The 21,278-nt window shown below is 32.2% G+C and carries 15 protein-coding genes and 1 tRNA gene; 2 read left to right on the top strand and 14 right to left on the bottom strand.

Annotated elements, in window-relative coordinates; all coding sequences use genetic code 11:
- Positions 1–83: 83 nt before the first annotated feature.
- The gene (rimI, locus tag ACJMLB_RS00495; RefSeq protein ID WP_405322791.1) at positions 84–530 is read right to left on the bottom strand and encodes a ribosomal protein S18-alanine N-acetyltransferase; all 447 of its coding nucleotides are present in this window, start codon (positions 528–530) and stop codon (positions 84–86) included.
- A 244-nt stretch (positions 531–774) separates the two neighbouring features.
- On the opposite strand from rimI, the gene ACJMLB_RS00500 reads away from it, so the two are divergent.
- The gene (locus ACJMLB_RS00500; RefSeq protein WP_405322793.1) at positions 775–1,185 is read left to right on the top strand and encodes a UPF0146 family protein; all 411 of its coding nucleotides are present in this window, start codon (positions 775–777) and stop codon (positions 1,183–1,185) included.
- A gap of 188 nt (positions 1,186–1,373) precedes the next feature.
- Positions 1,374–4,052, top strand: coding sequence for a cation-translocating P-type ATPase (locus ACJMLB_RS00505; RefSeq protein ID WP_405322810.1), 2,679 nt, complete (start codon positions 1,374–1,376; stop codon positions 4,050–4,052).
- A gap of 753 nt (positions 4,053–4,805) precedes the next feature.
- On the opposite strand, the gene ACJMLB_RS00510 is transcribed toward ACJMLB_RS00505, so the two are convergent.
- The 13 genes from ACJMLB_RS00510 to ACJMLB_RS00570 all read right to left on the bottom strand — a co-directional run bounded on the left by ACJMLB_RS00510 (position 4,806) and on the right by ACJMLB_RS00570 (position 20,742).
- A tRNA-Ser gene (locus ACJMLB_RS00510) sits at positions 4,806–4,889 on the bottom strand.
- Positions 4,890–5,006: 117 nt separating this feature from the next.
- Positions 5,007–5,312, bottom strand: coding sequence for a 30S ribosomal protein S10 (rpsJ, locus tag ACJMLB_RS00515; RefSeq protein WP_292776411.1), 306 nt, complete (start codon positions 5,310–5,312; stop codon positions 5,007–5,009).
- Between the two features lie 227 nt (positions 5,313–5,539).
- Complete coding sequence (tuf, locus tag ACJMLB_RS00520) at positions 5,540–6,781, bottom strand: translation elongation factor EF-1 subunit alpha (protein WP_405322795.1); 1,242 nt, start codon at positions 6,779–6,781, stop codon at positions 5,540–5,542.
- A 475-nt stretch (positions 6,782–7,256) separates the two neighbouring features.
- Positions 7,257–9,452, bottom strand: a complete 2,196-nt coding sequence (locus ACJMLB_RS00525) for an elongation factor EF-2 (protein ID WP_405322797.1) — start codon at positions 9,450–9,452, stop codon at positions 7,257–7,259.
- A 191-nt stretch (positions 9,453–9,643) separates the two neighbouring features.
- Entirely contained in the window at positions 9,644–10,204 is a 561-nt protein-coding gene (locus ACJMLB_RS00530) for a 30S ribosomal protein S7 (protein ID WP_405322799.1), read from the bottom strand.
- A gap of 14 nt (positions 10,205–10,218) precedes the next feature.
- The gene (locus ACJMLB_RS00535) at positions 10,219–10,644 is read right to left on the bottom strand and encodes a 30S ribosomal protein S12 (protein WP_067147408.1); all 426 of its coding nucleotides are present in this window, start codon (positions 10,642–10,644) and stop codon (positions 10,219–10,221) included.
- A 761-nt stretch (positions 10,645–11,405) separates the two neighbouring features.
- Complete coding sequence (locus ACJMLB_RS00540) at positions 11,406–11,837, bottom strand: NusA-like transcription termination signal-binding factor (protein ID WP_405322802.1); 432 nt, start codon at positions 11,835–11,837, stop codon at positions 11,406–11,408.
- 5 nt (positions 11,838–11,842) lie between these two features.
- Complete coding sequence (locus tag ACJMLB_RS00545; protein ID WP_296856561.1) at positions 11,843–12,142, bottom strand: 50S ribosomal protein L30e; 300 nt, start codon at positions 12,140–12,142, stop codon at positions 11,843–11,845.
- A gap of 376 nt (positions 12,143–12,518) precedes the next feature.
- Positions 12,519–14,189 (bottom strand): DNA-directed RNA polymerase subunit A'', encoded by a 1,671-nt coding sequence (gene rpoA2, locus ACJMLB_RS00550; RefSeq protein ID WP_405322804.1) that lies wholly within the window; start codon positions 14,187–14,189, stop codon positions 12,519–12,521.
- Between the two features lie 16 nt (positions 14,190–14,205).
- On the bottom strand, positions 14,206–16,965 hold the full coding sequence (locus ACJMLB_RS00555) for a DNA-directed RNA polymerase subunit A' (RefSeq protein ID WP_405322806.1): 2,760 nt from the start codon (positions 16,963–16,965) through the stop codon (positions 14,206–14,208).
- 47 nt (positions 16,966–17,012) lie between these two features.
- Complete coding sequence (gene rpoB / locus ACJMLB_RS00560) at positions 17,013–18,824, bottom strand: DNA-directed RNA polymerase subunit B (protein ID WP_296856576.1); 1,812 nt, start codon at positions 18,822–18,824, stop codon at positions 17,013–17,015.
- A 13-nt stretch (positions 18,825–18,837) separates the two neighbouring features.
- Complete coding sequence (locus ACJMLB_RS00565; RefSeq protein WP_295607821.1) at positions 18,838–20,406, bottom strand: DNA-directed RNA polymerase subunit B''; 1,569 nt, start codon at positions 20,404–20,406, stop codon at positions 18,838–18,840.
- A gap of 87 nt (positions 20,407–20,493) precedes the next feature.
- Positions 20,494–20,742 (bottom strand): DNA-directed RNA polymerase subunit H, encoded by a 249-nt coding sequence (locus tag ACJMLB_RS00570; RefSeq protein ID WP_292776391.1) that lies wholly within the window; start codon positions 20,740–20,742, stop codon positions 20,494–20,496.
- Between the last annotated feature and the right edge of the window lie 536 nt (positions 20,743–21,278).

Genomic DNA, 21,278 nt, shown 5'->3' on the forward strand with positions numbered 1-21,278 from the left:
CTTTTTTAAATTATTTAATTTTCTTATTATTTGATTTTCTAATTATTATTATCTAATATTATTATCCAAATATTATTATCTGATTAATTACTGATTTTATTGGTGCTGAATAACATCACATAAGCATCTGATCCGTCCTCATAATAATTAGGCACTTTTCTATCAATTTCAAAGCCGAATTTTTTATAGAATCTTACTGCCGCTTCATTATGGGATTTCACTTCCAAGCTTATCCTGTGAATATCAATATTCTTGAATATTCTTATTGCCATCATAAGCAATCGAGTTGCTATATGTTGCCTGCGGAATTTACTATCAACTGCAAGAGCTATTATATGACCTAATCCTTCTTCTTTTACCCAAAAAATAATATATCCTACAATTTCACCATCTTCAACAGCTACAAGAAAACCTGCACCGATTTCATATAATTGCTGAAGAATAGCCAGTTCATAAGGTGTGGAAAAGGACTCTACTTCAATTTGATATACCCTAGCCAAATCAGAAGGGACAAATTCACGAATAAACATATAAAACACTTAAAATATCAAATAAAATATATTTTTTTAATCATTATTTTCTATTAAAATTTATATTAATATTATTTGATTTACTCTATTAAAAAGATTTCTAAAAATTAATTAATAGCATAAAAGTAATATAAGACTAAAACAGAACTAAAACCATGCAAAAATAGAACATATTAAATTATTAAAAATAAATATATTATTATAAAGTAAAAAAATAGAGAAAAAAAATTTAAAAGGAATAAAAATGTGGAATGATTTAGAGGAATATATACTAAAATTAGCTATTGAGAATAGCGAAAAAACAGGCAAAAATACAAAAATAGTTGAAATTGGAGCAGGAAAATTCCAAACAATCTCTAAAAACTTAAATGAAAATGAAAATATTGATATTGTAATGACAGATATTGATCCTGCAAATGAAAACATTATTAGGGACGATGTCTTCAATCCAAATATGAGCATCTATAAAGATGCAGACATATTGTTTTCAATTAGACCTCCTGCAGAATTGCAGGAAGCGATAATGAAAATAAGGGATGAAGTTAATGCTACACTAATAATAAAACCATTATTCAATGAGGATTTGAATATGAAAACCAAAAAAATGAAGTTAAAGAATTATAATCGTGCCTCATTTTACATATATGAAAAATAAGCAAGGATTTTACAAATAAAACCTTAAATATTTAAATAAAATAAATTAAAGATATAAATTTACAAACTTATTATATTATATATAAATAAAAATTTATATAAAACATTAAATTAAATAAAAAAATTAAATTAAGTAAAATATCAAATAAAAACTATTTTTAGCTAATTAGGAACTTGGGGATTATATTGATAGAAGAAATATTAAAACATTATTCCACTCAAAAAGAAGGGTTAAGCAATGCTGAGGCCAATGCTAGATTAGAAAAGTATGGTCCAAATAAACTAAAAGAACAAAAGAAAAACAGCCCTTTAAAACTATTTTTATCACAATTTATAGATGTTTTAATATTCATGCTTATCATTGCAGCCATTGCAAGTTATATTATTGGAAATCATTTAGATGCAATTGTTATACTTGTAGTTGTGATAATCAACTCAATAATTGGTTTCATTCAAGAATATCGTGCTGAAAACGCTATGGAAAAGCTCAAGAGTTTAGTCCATACTGATGCACATGTTAGAAGAGAAGAAAACCTTAAAAGGATTCCGAGCGAAAATCTCGTACCTGGAGATATTGTGCTTCTTGAAGAGGGAGACAAAGTTCCTGCAGACTTGATCTTAATAGAATCATATGATTTAAGAGTGGATGAATCCTCCTTAACTGGAGAGTCAGATTTTGTTAAAAAAGACACAAGCTATGGAAACATTGAAGATTTCTCAAACAAGATTAAGGACATTAAGAAATATTCAAAAGAGGAGAATATTCAATCTAAACTCGTATCCATGAATTCCAATGTGATTTTCGGAAAAGGGACTGGTGTTGTAATAGCTACCGGAATGGAAACAACCATCGGAAGAATAGCTACAATGATCCAAGAAGATGAAGAGGAAACTCCATTAACAATTAAAGTGGGCAAATTAGGTAAAAGAATTGGAATACTATCCATTATCGTTTGTATTTTTGTATTCTTTATAGACTTTTTCCAAGCTATGGACCTTCTTGAAAGCTTCATGACTGCAGTTTCCCTAGCTGTTGCAGCTATTCCAGAGGGACTTCCTGCAGTTTTAACTTTGACTTTAGCATTAGGAATGCAAAAAATGGCAAAATCCAATGCAATCGTTAAAAAATTATCATCTGTAGAGACATTAGGATCCTGTACTTACATCTGTACAGACAAAACAGGAACATTGACCAAAAATAAGATGACTGTAAGGCAACCTTTCTTAACCAGTCAAGAGAATGGCGTATTAATTGCAGGTTTATGCAATGGAGTGAGATACGAAGATGGTGAATTGATTGGAAACCCTACTGATTTGGCATCATACTACTTTGCACTTGATAACGATTTTGAAAAGATTAAAGCCAATAGGAATTTTGAAAAAGAATTTGAAATACCTTTTGACAGCAATAGAAAAAGAATGACCTTCATTTACAGTGAAATTGATGAAGAGAATAATAAAGATTATTACGTTTTAACAAAAGGAGCTCCTGAATTAATTTTAGATTTATCTGAAAAAATTGATTTCAATGGGCATATAAACGATTTTGACAGTGGCACCAAAAAGGAAATAATGCGTGAAATTGACAGAATGACAAAAAGGTCATTAAGAGTCATAGCGCTTGCCTATAATAAAATAGATAAGGAAGAATATGAAAAGATTTCAGATTTAGACAATAAGGAAATTGAAAAAGGCGATTCTGAAATACATAGAACATATTCCAAAAATAAGCATCATGGAGAATCTTTTGAAAAAGATTTGATATTCGCAGGTCTTCTTGGAATCATGGATCCGCCAAGACCAGAAGCTATTGATGCAATAGCAGATTGCCAAAAGGCAGGAATCAATGTAGTGATGATTACCGGAGACCACAAGGACACCGCAACTGCAATAGCTATGGAATTGGGCATTCTCCCTAGAGATTACTATATCCATGAAGAAAATTATAATAATTCAATCTTAACTGGACAGGAATTGGAAGATTTAAGTGATAAGGAATACAACGATATTGCAAAGGATATCAGAGTTTATGCAAGAGTATATCCTGAACAGAAAAGAAGAATCATTGAAGTTCTGCAAAACCATGGCGAAATCGTATCAATGACCGGTGATGGTGTAAATGATGCACCAGCGCTTAAGAAAGCTTCCATAGGAGTAGCTATGGGAAGTGGAACAGATGTTACAAAGGAATCCGCAGACATGATTATACAGGATGATAACTTTGCCACAATAGTCTCTTCAATAAAGGAAGGGAGGACAATATTTGACAACATCAAAAGATTCTTAAAATTCCAATTATCCACTAATATTGGGGCAATATTAACCATCACTATAGGATCATTATTGCCAATACCAACTCCATTCACTCCGATTCAACTTTTATGGATCAATATAATCATGGATGGCCCTCCAGCGCAATCATTAGGTTTGGAAGGACCAGAAAAGGACATAATGAGAAGACCCCCTGAAAAAGGAGAATTGATTAACAGAAAAACAATGATGAAGATAACAATCTCTGGAATTGTTATGGCAATCGGCACATTAGGACTATTCATTTATGAATTGAATAATGGCGTAGGAGATGTAAAGACCAAGGCAATTACCATTGCATTTACAGTATTTGTATTATATCAATTGTTTAATGCATTGAATTACAGATCCAGTTCAAAATCAAGAAACACTATGCTTTGGTTATCCCTTATAGGATCATTCATATTGCAGGTTCTTGTTATTTATGTGCCTTTCCTGCAAACAATTTTCAAGACCTGTGCAATTGGACTCCTTGATTGGATTTTAATCATAATTGTATCAGCAATAATATTAGTTACAGATAAAATTGCCAATAGGATTGTAGATGGAAACATTTAAACTGGCACATGAGCTTTAAATTAAGAAATTTAAAAAAATTATAAATAGTATATTAACAAAAATATTATTAAATAAAATTATAATTATTAAATTAATTATTGATTTTTTTAGGAGGAATATTATGAATTTAATAGCAGACATTATTAACGGACTTTCATCAATGTCCATTGTTATGATCATAGGTTTCATTTTTGTAGTTGCATTAATGACTGTCATAGCAAAAAAAGCTTAAGTTAGATTTTTTATTAATTTTTAAAATTAATATTAAATCATCCAAAATTTTACCACCATCAAATACTTTTTTTTATTTATCAAAAAAATCATACCATCAAAAAATATCATCAGTACCCTATTTTTTAATAAATTATTAAATTTTACTAACTGCATATAGATTACTATTTTTCAAAAATTATGATTGAAACATTATTTTAATTAAATTAAAACTAGATGTAATTAAATTAAAAGTTTTATAAAAAGTATAATTTTAATGAAAGTTATGATTAATTAAACTATGATAAATTTTTTAACCAAAAAATTTAATTGAAAAAATGAATTTTTAATGAAAATTTTTAAAATTGAGAGAAATTTTTTCTTGAAAAAATGTGAAAAATAAAAAATTTAAAAAATTAGAAAAATTGAAAAATTAAAATTTTAAAAATTTAAGAATTTGAAAGAATTGGAAAAATATTTAAAAAATAAAAATTTCAAAAATAGTGGAAAATTTAAAAATAATAAAAAAAGTTATAATAAAAACGCCGAGACTGGGATTTGAACCCAGGCGGCTATTACACCACGGGATTTCAAGTCCCGCGCCTTACCAGGCTAGACTATCTCGGCATATGAATATGTAAAATAAATATAAATTTATTAAGAATAATCTAATAGAAATTTAGTAAAAATTTAAAATAAAAGTATGAAAATTAATTCTGAAAAAAATTCAGAACAATAACTTAATTATTTAAGTTCAATTTCAATACTTACGTTATCAGGAACGCTTACTTTCATAATTTGTCTCATAGCTCTTTCATCAGCGCCGATTCCAATTAAACGTTTGTGGATACGAAGTTCCCATTTTTCCCAAGTAGCTTTTCCTTCTCCATCTGGAGATTTTCTAGTTGGTACAACTAATTTTTTAGTAGGTAATGGAATTGGGCCAGAAATATCTACACCAGTTCTTTCAGAAATTTTCTTTAACTGGTCACAGACATAATTAATTTTTTCAGGATCAGTACCTGTAAGTTTAATTCTAGCTTGATTCATTTTAATCCTCCTTAAACAGGTTAATAATCTAGTTTAAATCTAAAATATGATTAAACTAGATTACTAGATTAAAACATACTATAGATTTAAAATAAGTATTATTTAAAACCTAAAAATAAAGATTTGATTTATTAGATGAAAATTAAAAATCTTCTCTAATAAATTTTCAAAATTAAAACTAAAAAAAATAAAAAATGAATAATTTAATTAAAAATTAATCATTGATCTTATTTTTTGTCAGTTACTTTAAGACATAAACCAGCTGCTACGGTTTGACCCATATCTCTGATAGCGAATCTTCCCATTGGAGGGATGTTTGCAGCTTCTTCCATAACCATAGGTTTGGTTGGTTTAATTTGTACAATAGCTGCGTCACCAGTTTTAATGAAGTCAGGTTTGGTTGCTTCAGGTTGACCGGTAGCAGGGTCGAGTTTAGAAGTTAAGTCTAAGAAAGTACATGCAGTTTGTGAGGTGTGACAGTGGAATACAGGGGTGTATCCAACGGTGATTACACCAGGGTGTTGTAATACAACAACTTGTGCAGTAAATTCTTTAGCTACGGTAGGTGCGTCAGCAGTGTGACCAGCTACGTCTCCTCTTCTGATATCGTTTTTACCTACACCTCTTACGTTGAATCCGATGTTGTCACCAGGTTCAGCTTCAGGGAAAGTTTCGTGGTGCATTTCGATAGATTTTACTTCACCAGATACTCCAGCAGGTTCAAAGATAACGTTGTCTCCTTGTTTCATGATACCAGTTTCTACTCTTCCTACAGGTACAGTACCTACACCAGTAATGGAGTATACGTCTTGAATAGGAATTCTTAATGGTAAGTCTACAGGTTTTTCAGGTGGTACTAATTTGTCTAATTCATCCATTAAAGGACTACCTTTGTACCAGGACATGTTATCGGAGAGCTCTTTGATGTTGTCTCCTTCAAATGCAGACATAGGGATGAAAGGAGTGGTTGCTGGGTCTCTACCAATGGATCTGAGTAAGTCAGATACTTCGCCTTTTACTTCGTTGAATCTGTCTTCACTGTAATCTACCATATCCATTTTGTTTACAGCAATAATTAATTGTTTAATACCTAAAGTCATGGATAAGAACATGTGTTCTTTGGTTTGTGGCATTACACCGTCGTTAGCAGCTACTACTAATACAGCTGCGTCAGCTTGGGATGCACCAGTAATCATGTTTTTAACGAAGTCTCTGTGTCCAGGACAGTCTACTACAGTGTAGTCGTATTTGTTGGTGGAGAATTTTTGGTGAGCTAAGTCAATGGTTACTCCTCTTTCTCTTTCTTCTCCTAATTTGTCCATAACAAATCTGAATTTGTCTTCACCTTCATCTAATTGTTGTTCAGCGATTGCACCAGCTTTTAATAATAAGTGTCCTACTAAAGTGGATTTACCGTGGTCAACGTGTCCAATAAATGCTAAATTTAAATGTTCTTTTGCTTTTGCCATTATAAAAACCTCTTTTTATAAATTGTATATAAGTTAAGTATATAATTAAGTAAAATTATTTGTTAAGTTATTTATATTGTTGAATATTTTTGAAATACTTATGAATTAATAATCAATAAATGTTATCAAAGATATATCAACGGATTTATTCTATAACTTACATGTAAAAATTACATGGTAACAATTACATGCAATATAAAATAAATCACATGTAATATAAGAATACTCAACTATATGTATATTATTATATTTTTTATAATATATAAACTATATGATTATAATACTATTTTTTTAATAATTGAAAAAACTAAAAAAATAGCAATTTAAGTTTTGAAACTTAATGAAATTTAATTAAAAAATAATAATTAAAATAAAAAATTTAAATTAGGAAAAATTCCTAATTTAATAAAAACAAAATCAGAAAATTAAGATAAAGATTATCTTAATTTAACTTGGAACTGATCTAACTTAGAACTTATCCTAAGTAGTGGTCAGGACCAAATGGTTGTGGGGATAATCCTTTTCTTTCTCTGATTTGTCTGATAATTTGACTTTGCAATTCTCTTGGTAATCTTTCGAATCCAGAGTTTTCAGTAGACCATAAACATCTACCTTGGGTTGCAGATCTGATTTCACCAGCGAAACCAAACATTTCAGCTACAGGTACTTTAGCTTCAACGTTTACCATGTCACCTTCAGTTGGCATATCTACAATTTGACCTCTTCTGTTCAAGATTTCTTTAGTAACGGATCCCATATAGTCAGTAGGAGTGTTAATGAATACTTTTTGAACAGGTTCAAGTAAAGTAGGGTCAGCCATCATCATACCACCTTTAATAGCGTTACGGATAGCAGGTAAAATTTGAGCTGGTCCTCTGTGAACTGCGTCTTCGTGAAGTTTTGCATCTACAAGAGTGAATTTCATACCCATTGCAATTTCGTTTGCAACTGGACCTTCTTCGAGTGCAGATTCGAAACCTTCAATAACAAGCTCTTTGATCTCATCTAAGTATTGGATACCACGAGTCATGTTGATGAATAAGGATTTGTTGTAAACATCCCATACTCTTCTAGCTTCTTCTTTGTCAAGACCATGTTCAATGAATTTTTGAGCTTCTTCCTTATCTTTGATTTTACCTTCTTTGATGTCACCATTTTGCAATGCTTCGAAGATTGAATCTTCTAAAGGTGCAACTTCAAGGTATAATCTGTTATGCTTGTTAGGAGATTTACCTTCTACAGGGTTAGCAGTTTTTCCTGCAACGGTTTCTCTGTATACAACAATAGGTTCGGAAGTGTTGATATCTACACCTTTGTTGTTGATTCTTACACCGATAACTTCTAAGTGAAGTTCTCCCATACCTGAAACTAAGTGTTCACCAGTTTCTTCGTTAATGTTAACGTGAATGGTAGGATCTTCTTTTGCAGTTTGTCTTAATACTTCAATAAGTTTTGGTAAGTCTTTAGTGTTTTTAGCTTCTACAGCTACAGTAACTACAGGCTCAGAGATGTGTTCGATTCCTTCAAACTCTACAATCTTGTTTTCAGGAGAACAGATGGTTTCCCCTGCGGTAGCTCCTTTTGCACCAGTGATGTAAACAATGTTACCAGCTGGAACCTTTTCAGTAGGAACTCTTTCAGGACCGAAGAAAACACCAACTTGTTGTACTCTGGATCTAGCTTGACCTCCTACTAAGAACACTTCAGTACCTTGTTCTACAGTACCACCATATACTCTACCGGTAGCTACTTCACCAGCATGCTTATCTACAGACACATTAGTAACCATTACAGCTAAAGGTCCATCAGGACTGGTGTTAACCATGGTTTGACCAGCTTCACTTTCAATGTCTCCATCCCAAATGTTAGGACATCTGTATTGTTGGGAAACTTCAGGAGAAGGTAAGTGTTCTACTACCATACCTAATAATACTTCAGCTAAAGGTACTTTTTTAGCTAATTCTTTTTGGTTTTCATCATTACAGTAATCAATGATGTCTTTAAAGTTGATTCCGGTTTCTTGCATCATTGGGATGTTAATAGCCCAATTGTGGTATGCTGAACCGAATGCTACACTACCGTCATCCACTTTTACAAGCCATTCATCTTTTTTATCTTTAGGAGCCATTTTAGTGATTAATTTGTTAGCTTCATTGATGATTCCAATGAATTTGTTTGCTAATTCTTCTGGTCCTAATTTTACTTCGTTGATTAATCTGTCAACTTTGTTAATGAATAATACAGGTTTAACTTTTTCTCTTAAAGCTTGTCTAAGTACAGTTTCAGTTTGAGGCATGATACCTTCTACTGCACATACAACTACTACTGCACCGTCTACAGCTCTCATTGCACGAGTTACGTCTCCACCGAAGTCAACGTGACCAGGAGTGTCAATTAAGTTAATTAAATATTCATCATCATGATATTCGTGTACCATAGATACGTTTGCAGCATCAATGGTAATACCACGAGCTTGTTCTTGTTCGTCAAAATCTAAGAATCTTTGATCTCCAGCAAGTTCTTCAGAAATCATTCCTGCACCTGCTAAGAGATTGTCGGATAAAGTAGTTTTACCGTGGTCAATGTGTGCACAGATACCAATGTTTCTGATATTTGCAGGTTGATACATCAATTCTTTGATTTTTGCAATCATTTTGTCTCGTCTACTCAAAATCATCACCTATAAACATTAGTTTATTATTTTAGTCTATATTTAAGTCAATATTATGTCTTTTAAATTAAAAAAATATAAAAAAATATAAAAATTAAACAGAATTTGGATTAAAAGACTTTTTTAAAAATTTAAAAAAGAAATTAAAAAGAAAATTCTGATTAATTCTATAATTATTAAAAACACTAAAATTAGTGTGCTGCTTTTGCAACTCTTTCTTTTTCTTCTTTCTTCTGAATAGCGAAACTTCTTGTATCTTCTTCAGAAGCAAAAATCAATTCACTAGCTAAACATTCAGCAACAGATCTTTTGTTTTTAAATGCAGCTTGTAAAGTTCCTCTAGTTAAGAATCCTAAAGAAAGGTCTACTCTTCTTTGTGGAGAAATGTCTACAGCTACTTGGTATCCAATACCACCGTATTTAATACGGGTAGTTTCTTCACGTGGAGAAGTGTTTTCAATAGCAGTTACTAAAACTTGAACAGGGTTCTTTTTAGTTCTTTTGTTAATAATTTCTAAAGCTTCTTTTACAATATTGTAAGCTTTGTTCTTTTTACCAGAGTTTCTTTGGGTTCTCATGATTTTGTTCATTAATCTTTCTACGATAGAAACTTTGGATTTTGCGAATTGTCTTTTTACGTGTCTACCTAAAGTATGAGGAACGATAGTTTCATCTAAGCAGATGTATCTTTTTAAACCTAAATCTTGTACCTCTACTTCGTCAAGGTCCCATTTATCAAATAATTTAGCCATGAAAATTACCTCAATTATCTTACTGGTTTATCAATTTTTCCGCTTACCATTTCGGATAAAGCAACATTGTTAACTTTACTTACTTTCCAACGAACTCCTGGAATGTCACCCATGGATCTTCCAGATGGTCCACCGATACCTTCAATCATTACTTCATCGTGCTCATCGATAAAACCGATTGCTCCATCACCTGGTGCAAATGCGGTTAATTGTTTACCGTTTTTAATTAATTGAACACGAACACATTTACGAATAGCAGAGTTAGGTTGCTTTGCTTCAATTCCTACTTTTTCAATAACAATTCCTCTAGCTTGAGGTGCCCCTTCGAGAGGGTCTGCTTTTACATCTAAACGTAATGCTCTTCTTTTGTAATCTACGTCTTTCCATTTAAAATTTTGTCTATTCTTTTTAAGCTTTTTAGCAGCAAAAAGTCCTGGCATATTTATTCTTCCTCTTAAGTTTTTACGACAAATGTCTTTTTGAATAAATTACAAGATTAAAATAATTAATTCCATTCAGATAGAAGTCCACCGCTGCGATTTACTATTATATTCCAAATCTCTCTACAAATATCTAAACTAAGGTGATTAAGCTTAATTTAGATTCAAAATACTAAAATTATACGATAAAATAACCATATAATAGCAATCAAAACTCCTATACAAAATAGAATATAAGTATAGAATCTAATTAAATACATTAATCAAATACTGTCTGTGATTGATTTAATTAATGTTTGAATCATTGAAATTCAATCTTGGAATCCAATGATGTGAAAATAATATAGGTAAAACTATAATAAATACAAAAACTATAGCCAAAACGCACACATAGCTATTAGTTTTAGAAATAAAGAAATTATAGCTAATGAATTATATTAATTAACATTAAAAATTAAGATAAAATTCTTTACAAACAAATGTTAATATAACATAATGTTACCTATTATAATAATATATTATAATAACTTTATTAATAAATGTTTGGTTTTTTTGATGTGTGATGGTGATGAAATTACTAAATAAAATTAAAATAATTTAAAAATTTAAAAATTTAAAAAAATGAAAAAATAAAAAAATAAAAAAGTTAACATGACCTAAATTGTTTTAGATCATGTGAAATTAATCATAAACAAAATGCAAAACAAAAATATTAGAAAAGAATTATTTTAAAATGTTATTTAAAAAATTATTTTTAAAGATTATTTTAAAATAATATTATTGATATCATGTTGTCTTTTAGCTAATAATTTTGCTCTTTCAATGTTAATACCATTTTTACCTATAGCTATTCTCTTATTAGAAGAATCTGTATTTACAATAGCTATTTTTTCATCATTGCTTTTCTCAACGATTTTTATGGATTTCAATTCAGCAGGGGATAAAACATTTTTAATGAATTGAGCAGGATCTTCATTGTGCTCAATGATTTCAACTCCTCTTCCAACTGCTTTTTTAACTTTGGTTACAGTGCTTCCACCTTTACCAATAGCTAAACCCATATCACCGTTTTTAACAACAAAGGTAACTTTGGCATTTTCATCATCGAGTATGCAATCTTTAACCATTGCACCAGTCATGCTCTCAAAGAGAGCTATAAAACGGATCTCATGTGCATTAAATTTAATAGACACAAAATCTACCCCATTTTTTCTAAGATAGTAGAATCTCCTGGATCGTTTATGATTAAAGTAGCAACAGTAAATGGTTTACCACAAACAGAACCTAAGTCTACACTTGTACCTTCATATACAATGAAAGGAATTTCAGAGAGATTTGCGTAATATTCTACATCTTCTAAAATTTCTTTAGGACTGTTAGCTGCAACAACTGCAAGTCTACCTTTACCTAATTTTAAAGATTGAATAGATTTTTCTGAGCCGAGAGTGACATCTCCTGTGTCTACTGCAACTCTTATTCCTCTTTCTATATCCATCATCTGCCTCCTAAATTTTAATTTAAAAAAAATCATCTATCTCAAGATAAGAAAAATTTCATTAAATAAATCATATCTTACTCAAGATAAAATTTTCATAGAGTAATAAAATATGTGCTATTAAATAAATAAAATTAAATAACAAATATGAAATTAAACTATTACATTTAATTATAATAATATCTATTATTTATAATTTATTGATATTTTAATAGAATATTTTACAATAAAATCATTCTTAAACAATTGGTTATTCCATATTGTTTATTGAATAACTATGAACATGAAAATTATAATTTAATTAATATTTTAATAATTAATAAAAATTTAAGTATTAAGAAAAATTTAAAATAAATTCTTAATACAATTTTTTAAAATTTTAATATACGTCTGGTTTCATTGTAACACTTACTGATCCAGTACCTAAAGGAATTGGCTGACCAATAATGATATTTTCAATAATACCAGTTAAATCATCCATTTCTCCCCTAATACTTGCGTGAAGTAAATGCTTACCAGTTTCTTCAAATGCTGCACGAGCAAGAACACTTGATTTTTCACCACTAATACCATGTCTTCCAATGGATTTTACAACACCTTCAGAAGTCATCATATCAGCAACTAACATAATGTGTCTGATATCTACAGTCAAACCTTGGTCGGATAAGGTACGGTTTAACTCGTAGACAATAGCGTTACGAGCAGCTTCAATACCTAATACAGTTTCAATTTCGTGAATGTCGTTAGTGGTTGATCTAGCCTTGTCAATACCTTCTTCATTGAAGATAGCTTTAAGGTTAGAACCTTCAGTATGGATAATCCATTCATCATCCCCTTTACGGATAATTACTTTACCAATACCTTTGGTTCCACTAATTTGTAAATCACGAACTTTGTCAGCTAAAAGCCTGATTTCTCTTATAGTAGGATTTCTAGGTCTGAAAGTTAACTTATAGTCATCTTCAATTTCAACTTTCTTGAAGATTTTTTCAACTTGTGCAATGATGCTGTCATAATCTAATCTTCTATCTTGAATTTTTCTCTCATCTAAAGTGACTATTACTTGCATTCCACCATAATCTAAGTTGAAATCAGATAATATATCATTAATAGTACTTTTACCAATCTTATTAGCTAACTTTCTTACAAATTCTTCGTCATTCTTGTACTCTTCCTCGAAGTAAATGTCCATGGTAGGTGTGGAAATCTTTTTCCTTGCATCTACAATTTCAATTAACCTTGGAAGACCGAGAGTTACGTTTAACTCAGCTACCCCTGCGTAGTGGAAAGTACGCATGGTCATCTGAGTACCAGGTTCACCTACAGATTGAGCTGCAACAGTACCTACTGCTTCTCCAGCTTCAATATAAGCTCTTTCATAAGCTTCATCAACTTTAAGAACTAACTCATTTAATTCATCATCAGTTAACTCTCTTTTAATGTAAACTCTCACTAAGTCTTTAATGTAACTTGGAGGGAACTTGATCTCATTTTTAATGATTACATCTAAAACTTTTGAAATAGCTTCAGGCACATAATCATATTCTTCAATGCTAAGTTCATCTTCAAGAGTTTTGATTAAATAGATAGTTCCGTCTTTAGAATATTCAATACCATTGACTGCAAACTCTTTTTCAACAAGGACTAAAGTATTTAACTCATTGTAAGTTAATTTTTCTTTAATGAAATCCATTGCAGATTCAATAATAGCAGTTTCAGCAACTTCTATCTCATTATTTTCATATATCTCTTCTACAAGAACTATTTTGCTTATTAAGTCATTTAAATCATCATCACTTAATTCACCATCACTGTAAAGTTGTGATAAACTGATTACATAAATTTCAGATGAGTTAACCTTATTCTTTTTAAAAGACTTTTCAACAGTTTTGATGGAGTCAATTAAATCTTCTAATTCCTCAAGACTTAAATCCCCTTCATCATAAGACTGTTGGAGATTTTTGACATATTCTTTAGAAAAATCAATTTTGCTCTTTTCAAATAATTCTTGAACATTAATTGTTTCAGATATCTCTTTAGTATCAGTCATAAAATTGCCCCCTCAATTAGTTATCCTTAATCCTCATTTCGTCAATAAGTTTGTCGAGGTTTGCTACATGACCAAAGTCACTTTTTGCTGGGTCAATACCCTCTTCACCAAATACACTTTGAATGACTTGACCTTTATTATCAGTTACTAATCCATCTGATCTTACATTTAAGTCTTCAAGTGCATTTACAAGTCTTCTTTGCATATAACCTGATTGTGCAGTACGAATAGCAGTATCTACTAAACCTTCTCTTCCACCCATAGCGTGGAAGAAGAATTCTACAGGGTCTAATCCTTCCTTATAACTGGAATGTACAAATCCTTTTGCTCTTGCCCCTAACTCATGTTTTCTGAAGTGAGGCAATGGTCTAGCTAAGTATCCTCTTGTAATACGTCCACCACGAACAGATTGTTGTCCTACACAAGCAGTAATCTGAGCAAGGTTCAACATGGATGCTCTCGCACCGGTACGAGCCATAACAACAGAGTGGTTCTCAACAGCCATCACATAATCATAGGAATCATCTTGAGATTGTTTACCCATAGTGAGGTAACCTTCAGCGATTTCACCTGCTGTGTCCCTAGCTTCCCCAAGAACTTGAACAATACGCATTTCCAAAGTTTCTTCTGCACTTCTACCTGGTAAAGGTTGGAGAAGTCCTTCTTCATAAGTTGCAATTAACTTATCTACTTCTTGTTCAGCCTTATCTAAGTGAGCGTCAATAACCTCGATTGCCTCTTCTGGAATTTCCTCATCGTTAGTACCAGTGGTAATACCTGTTTTCATGATACCACAGATAGCAAGGTCAGTGGATCTGTCCAAGAATTCTTTTGCACGAGATGGTCCGTATTCCTTAACAATTGTATCTAAGATTTTACCTGAGAAAGAACCATATGCTGCTTCGTCAATAGCACCATGGGTTAATTGACCATCTTTGATTACTACGAATGCATCATATTGGCAGTTTTCCTTAAGACAGGTTTCACATTTTCTACAGATTTCAGCTTTGTAGTTCATGTTGAGGTCATCTGGAAGCAATAAGCTGAATAATTCTTTTCCAGTCCAATCACGGTTTTTACGTTTTAAATGCTTTTTATCAACGTATTCGTTGTTAAGAAGATGTGATTTTCTAATCATTTGGAAAGCGTCATCTTCACTAACAGTGAAACCATCACGGGTTAAAAGGTAAGCTCCACTAATGTGGTCGTGAATAGCACCGATAATTGGTCCACCAAACCTTGGAGATAAGATGTGTTCCTGTACTCTCATTAAGGATTTAGCTTCTGCACGGGACTCATCAGTTTGGAAAACGTGCATGTTCATTTCGTCTCCGTCAAAGTCCGCGTTGTATGGAGGACATACACAAAGGTTTAATCTGAAAGTCTTGTAAGGCAATACTCTTACTTCATGAGCCATCATACTCATTCTGTGAAGGGAAGGTTGACGGTTGAATAAAACAATGTCCCCATCTTTGAGGTGTCTCATTACAACATCACCGTATTCAAGGTTCTCAACTACCAATTCCCTATTGTCATCCAAGACTCTGACTTTCATTTCCTTACCATTGATGGTCTTTTTGACATAGTTAGCTCCAGGGTGAACATTAGGACCATTTAAGATAGCTTCTTTTAATTCTTCAATGTTCCATTCATTTACATAAGTAGGTACAGTTACCTCTTTTGCAATCATTTCAGGAACACCGACTTCATTAATACTGATATTTGGATCAGGGGAGATTACAGTACGTGCTGAGAAGTTTACACGTTTACCAGATAAGTTGCTTCTGAATCTTCCTTCTTTTCCTTTTAATCTTTGAGCTAAAGTCTTTAATGGCCTTCCACTTCTGTGTCTTGCAGGAGGAACACCACTTGCTTCATTGTCAAAGTAAGTGGTTACGTGGTATTGGAGTAATTTCCAAAGGTCCTCTACAATAAGCTGTGGAGCACCAGCATCCATATTCTCAATCAATCTTTGGTTGATTCTTAAGATATCAACAAGTTTGTGAGTTAAGTCATCCTCAGACCTTTCACCAGTATCAAGAGTGATTGATGGTCTTACAGTAACTGGAGGAACAGGCAATACAGTGAGTACCATCCATTCTGGACGTGCAACTTCAGGGTTTACACCTAAAACATAAGAATCTTCATCTGGAATGCGTTGAAGTTTTTCACGCACTTCAGATGCAGTCAAATCATAATCTTCAGTTAAAGGAGTTCCATCCTCTTCAGTCATAAGTTCTCCGTTCTCATCATATTGCTTGCGAACTTCAATAATGTCAATAGGTTTGACAATCTTGATGTCTTCCTGTTCAGCACCACAATGAGGACATACCTCTTTGGTTTTTTTATCTTTACAGATTTTATAAACTTCTTTTACGAGTTCTTCTACGCTTTCACCTGCTTCTTGGAGTTCTTCCATCTTTTCAGTGTACTCTTCGATTTCATTATCATCCAAGAGTACACGTCCACATTCGCTACAGGTGGAACGTAGGATTTTATGAATGTCATCACCGAAACCTACGTGGATAACAGGTCTTGCAAGCTCAATCATACCGAAGTGACCTTGACATTCCCCACCTTTTTCACCACAAGTACGGCATTTTAAACTAGGATCAATAACACCTAAACGAGAATCCATCAATCCAGATTCAATTGGATAACCATCCTCATCGTAAGTGTCTGGTCTTTCTATCTTAACAACAGACATTTCCCTAATCTGTTCTGGTGACATTAATCCAAAATTAATTCTATCAATTTTTTTAATAATTCCTTTCAAAATATTGGCTCCTTAAAAAATTTATTTTTATTTCAACACCTTATTTCTTAAGCTTTGTCCCCAAGAACTAATTTAGGGAAAATACATAAACTTTTAAGTTCATCTAATAATAATTTGAATGCATATGAAATTTCTACAGGATAGGTTTCACTGTCTCCACAAATTGGACAGTACATTTTACGTTTGTTCTTATCGTAGACAGCTAACATACCACATTCATTACATACAACTGCTTCGTACTTATCGGATTCATCCAATAATCTTTCTTTTAATGCGAGAGCAGCACCGTGTGCAATGAGACAGTCCCTTTCCATTTCTCCAAACCTAAGACCACCTTCACGTGCTCTTCCTTCAGTTGGTTGTCTTGTAAGCACTTGTACTGGACCAGTGGAACGTGCGTAAACCTTATCAGTTGTCATGTGATGTAATTTTTGGTAATATGCAACACCTACAAAGATTTCAGCTTCAATACGTTCACCAGTTACACCATTGTATAATGATTCACATCCTGCTGATTCAAAACCGTTTTCTTTAAGAGCACGTTTGATTTCACCTTCAACAGTTTCATTGAATGGGGTACCATCCATACGATGCCCTTCCATACAACCTGCTTTACCAGCTACCATTTCCAATACTTGTCCAACAGACATCCTTGAAGGGATAGCGTGTGGGTTAACGATAATATCAGGCACTACACCATCTTCAGTGAATGGAATGTCATCTTGAGATAAGATAAGACCTACAACCCCTTTCTGACCGTGTCTTGATGCAAATTTATCACCAAATTCCGGTTGTCTTGTATCTCTTACTCTTATTTTGGTTAATTTGCTTCCTTCAACAGTTTCTGTTAAGAGCACAGCATCAACAATACCCTTTTCACCGTGTCTTACAGTTACGGAAGTTTCTCTTCTTTTTTCTGCAACAGTACCAAACTCGTCAATTTCTCCTAAGAATCTTGGAGGGGAAGTCTTACCAATCAATACATCACCAGATTCAACATGGGATTCTGGGTTAACAATACCGTCTTCATCTAAGTTTCTGTAGGATTCTTCACTGCGGTATCCTTTAACTCCTTTTTCTGGAACTTCGAATTTATCTTCTTGTCCACCAGGATATCTTCTTTCAGATGCTTCATAAGATCTGAAGAAACTGGATCTGCCCATTCCTCTTTCAAGAGAGGATTTATTGAGAATCATTGCGTCTTCCATGTTATATCCTTCGTAAGACATGAGAGCTACAACCAAGTTCTGACCAGATGGCCTTGAATCATAATTGATAGCATCAATAATTCTTGTTTTTACGATAGGAGTTTGAGGGTGGTGCAATAAGTGTGCACGAGTATCAGTACGTAAAGCATAATTTGATACATATAAACCTAATGCTTGTTTTGTCATCCCTGCTTCCATGGTGTTCCTTGGAGAGGAGTTATGGTCTGAAAATGGAATAATTCCTGCACAAATACCTAACATAGTGGATGGGTCGATTTCCAAATGAGTGTGGTCTTCATTTAATTGACTTAAATTCATCGCAATATAGGAATTTTCTTCTTCTTCAGCATCCAAGTATTCTAAAATACCTTTTGCAAACAATTCATCCCATTTTAATTCACCGTTTGCAATAGCTTCCATATGGTCATCTGTAAGTGCTGGCTGACCATCATAAACAAGGATTAAAGGTCTTCTTGCCCTTCCAGGGTCTGTGAAAATATAGATTTCGTGATTATCCTCATAATAGGTAATGTTCATCTCATTATTGATTTGACCATTTCTTCTTTTATCACGCATTTCCTTAGTAAATTCTTCAGGATTATCGCAATAACCAGTTAGTTTACCATTAATATAAATTTTAGCTCTTACCATAAAATCCCTCCGATTAGTCTATCATCTCTACATCCATGTCTCTAATGATGTTTACAAGTTTTTGGTCTTCTTCTTCTTCAAAACCTTCAGAGATTTTACACATTAGAGCTAAATTCTTTACTAATCCACAGTTTGGTCCTTCTGGTGTTTCGTTTGGACAAATCTTACCAAATTGAGTAGGGTGCAAGTCCCTAGCTTCAAAGTGAGGTTGACTTCTAGTAAGAGGAGATACAACCCTTCTTAAGTGAGAAAGTGTTGCCATGTAACTTACTCTATCTAAAAGCTGGCTTACCCCAGCTCTTCCGCCTACCCAATTACCGGTAGCAATTGCATGCTTGATATTTTCAGTTAAAACATCAGAACGGACAGCTTGCTTAATTGAAAGTTCCTTACCTCTGGATAAGCTTCTTTCAAGTTGGTAGCTCATATCTCTTGTTAATGAAGAGAAAGCTACTCTGAATAAGTCTTCCATTAAGTCACCTGAAACTCTTAATCTCTTATTGGTGTAATGGTCCTTATCGTGAGGTTCTCTTTGACCTTCAATTACTTGAAGCAACATTTCAGTCATTTCAGCTAAGTAAATAGCTTTATCATAACGTTTATCAGATTCAATACCCATATGTGGCAATAAGTATCTGTCAATGACATCTTCAGCACGTTTAATTCTGTACTCTTCAGTCATTCCTTTAGCTACTCTATTACCAATGTATTTAATAGCAGCCATTCTTAAGTATTCTTCTCTTTCTTCATTGGTCATTTCTGCCATTAACTCAGAATCCAATTTCAAGTCTTTTTCAGACACTTGGATATCGTCTGCAATATACATTTGGAAGTTGAAATCATCAGAAATCTTTGTAATGATTTCTTGGTCAGTTGATAATCCTAATGCTCTAAGCAAGATCACTAATGGAATTTCTCCAGGAACATATGGGAAAGAGATTCTTAAGAAAACACCACTTTTACGTGGCTTTTTGTATTCTAAAGTAATTCTTGCTCTGAAACCACTTTTAATTGAGGTTACAATAGCTTTTGCATGTCTATCTTCAGGCTCATCAATTCTTTCCAAGATAATTTTGTTAGGAGCGATTTCTTCCATAGTAACAACAGCTCTTTCAGAACCGTTTACAATGAAATAACCTCCAGGGTCTTTAGGGTCTTCCCCTTTTTCCATTAATTCCTTATCAGTAAGTCCATGTAAATGACAAATGCTGGATTTGAGCATGAGAGGCAATTCACCAATGTACACTTCTTCCAATTCTTCCTCTTCGTCGCTGTTGTTGTCATGCAATGCCATTTCCAAGTACATGTGAGCAGAATAGTTTAAATTTCTAAGTCTTGCTTCTGTAGGATAAATCATACTTTTAGAACCGTCTGCTTCTTTGGTGAAAGGTTTTTCAATTTTAATTTTACCTGTTCTAAGAGTATAGTTTCCTTTTTCGTTTTCAATAGTGATTGGTTCAGTGATATCAATAATCTTTTGTATACGATTTTCAACAAAATCGTTATAAGATTTAATATGATGGTCTACAATATCATATTTATCAAAAAATGAATCTACTAAACCCCATGTCTTATTTTTCATTTAATATCTCCAAAATAATACAGTTAGATTAAATATAAAATTATTAAATTGAATTTAATATTTTCTTAATTAATTGTTCTTAATGTTTTATTTTTGATTATTTTCTCCACTGACAAGTCTATATGTAACAAATATACCTGCAGTTTCGCTTTTACGAGTTATTTTTAAAACTTGACCTTCTTCAGCACCAATAGCTTTAGAAACAGGATCATTTACTTTAATTTTTGGAAGTTGACTAATGTCATAATCAACATCTGCAAAAATCTCTTCAATTTCATCATCAGACAAAATCTCGTGCTTAGGAACAGCACTATGGTTTAATATATTAAATGCCAAAATATTCCTCCGATAAAACTTTTTAAACAATTTGTAATGAAATAACTTTTTTCTAAATGAAATTTCTAATATTAATCATAATATAAATTTTAAATAAAATTTAATATTTTCATTAATTTTTTACAATCCCTTACTTCTTCACCATCATAGAATAGATTTAGTTTATATCAAAATTCGAAAATGCAAATTCATTCATAAATCCAACTAACAAATCAAATATAATAAATATTTTGATTAAAATGTATGATTAAAATGTAAAAAATAGATAAACACTTGAATTTATGAAATTAAACATTACCCCCAATTAAAAATATAAATAAATCACCCAATTCTAGTAGAATAAATTCTAAGTCAAATACAATATAAATTTAAACATGATTTAAATAAGACATTAAAGTTAAAAAATCTTCGAAAAAATGTTAATTTAAAAATTTAAATTTAGTAAAGTTAATAAATAAAAAAAATCAGAGCGGGCCCGACGGGAATTGAACCCGCGGCCGCTTGGTTAAAAGCCAAGCGCTCTGCCAGACTGAGCT

It is taken from the genome of Methanobrevibacter sp., from assembly GCF_045114555.1.
Classification (GTDB): Archaea; Methanobacteriota; Methanobacteria; order Methanobacteriales; family Methanobacteriaceae; genus Methanobrevibacter.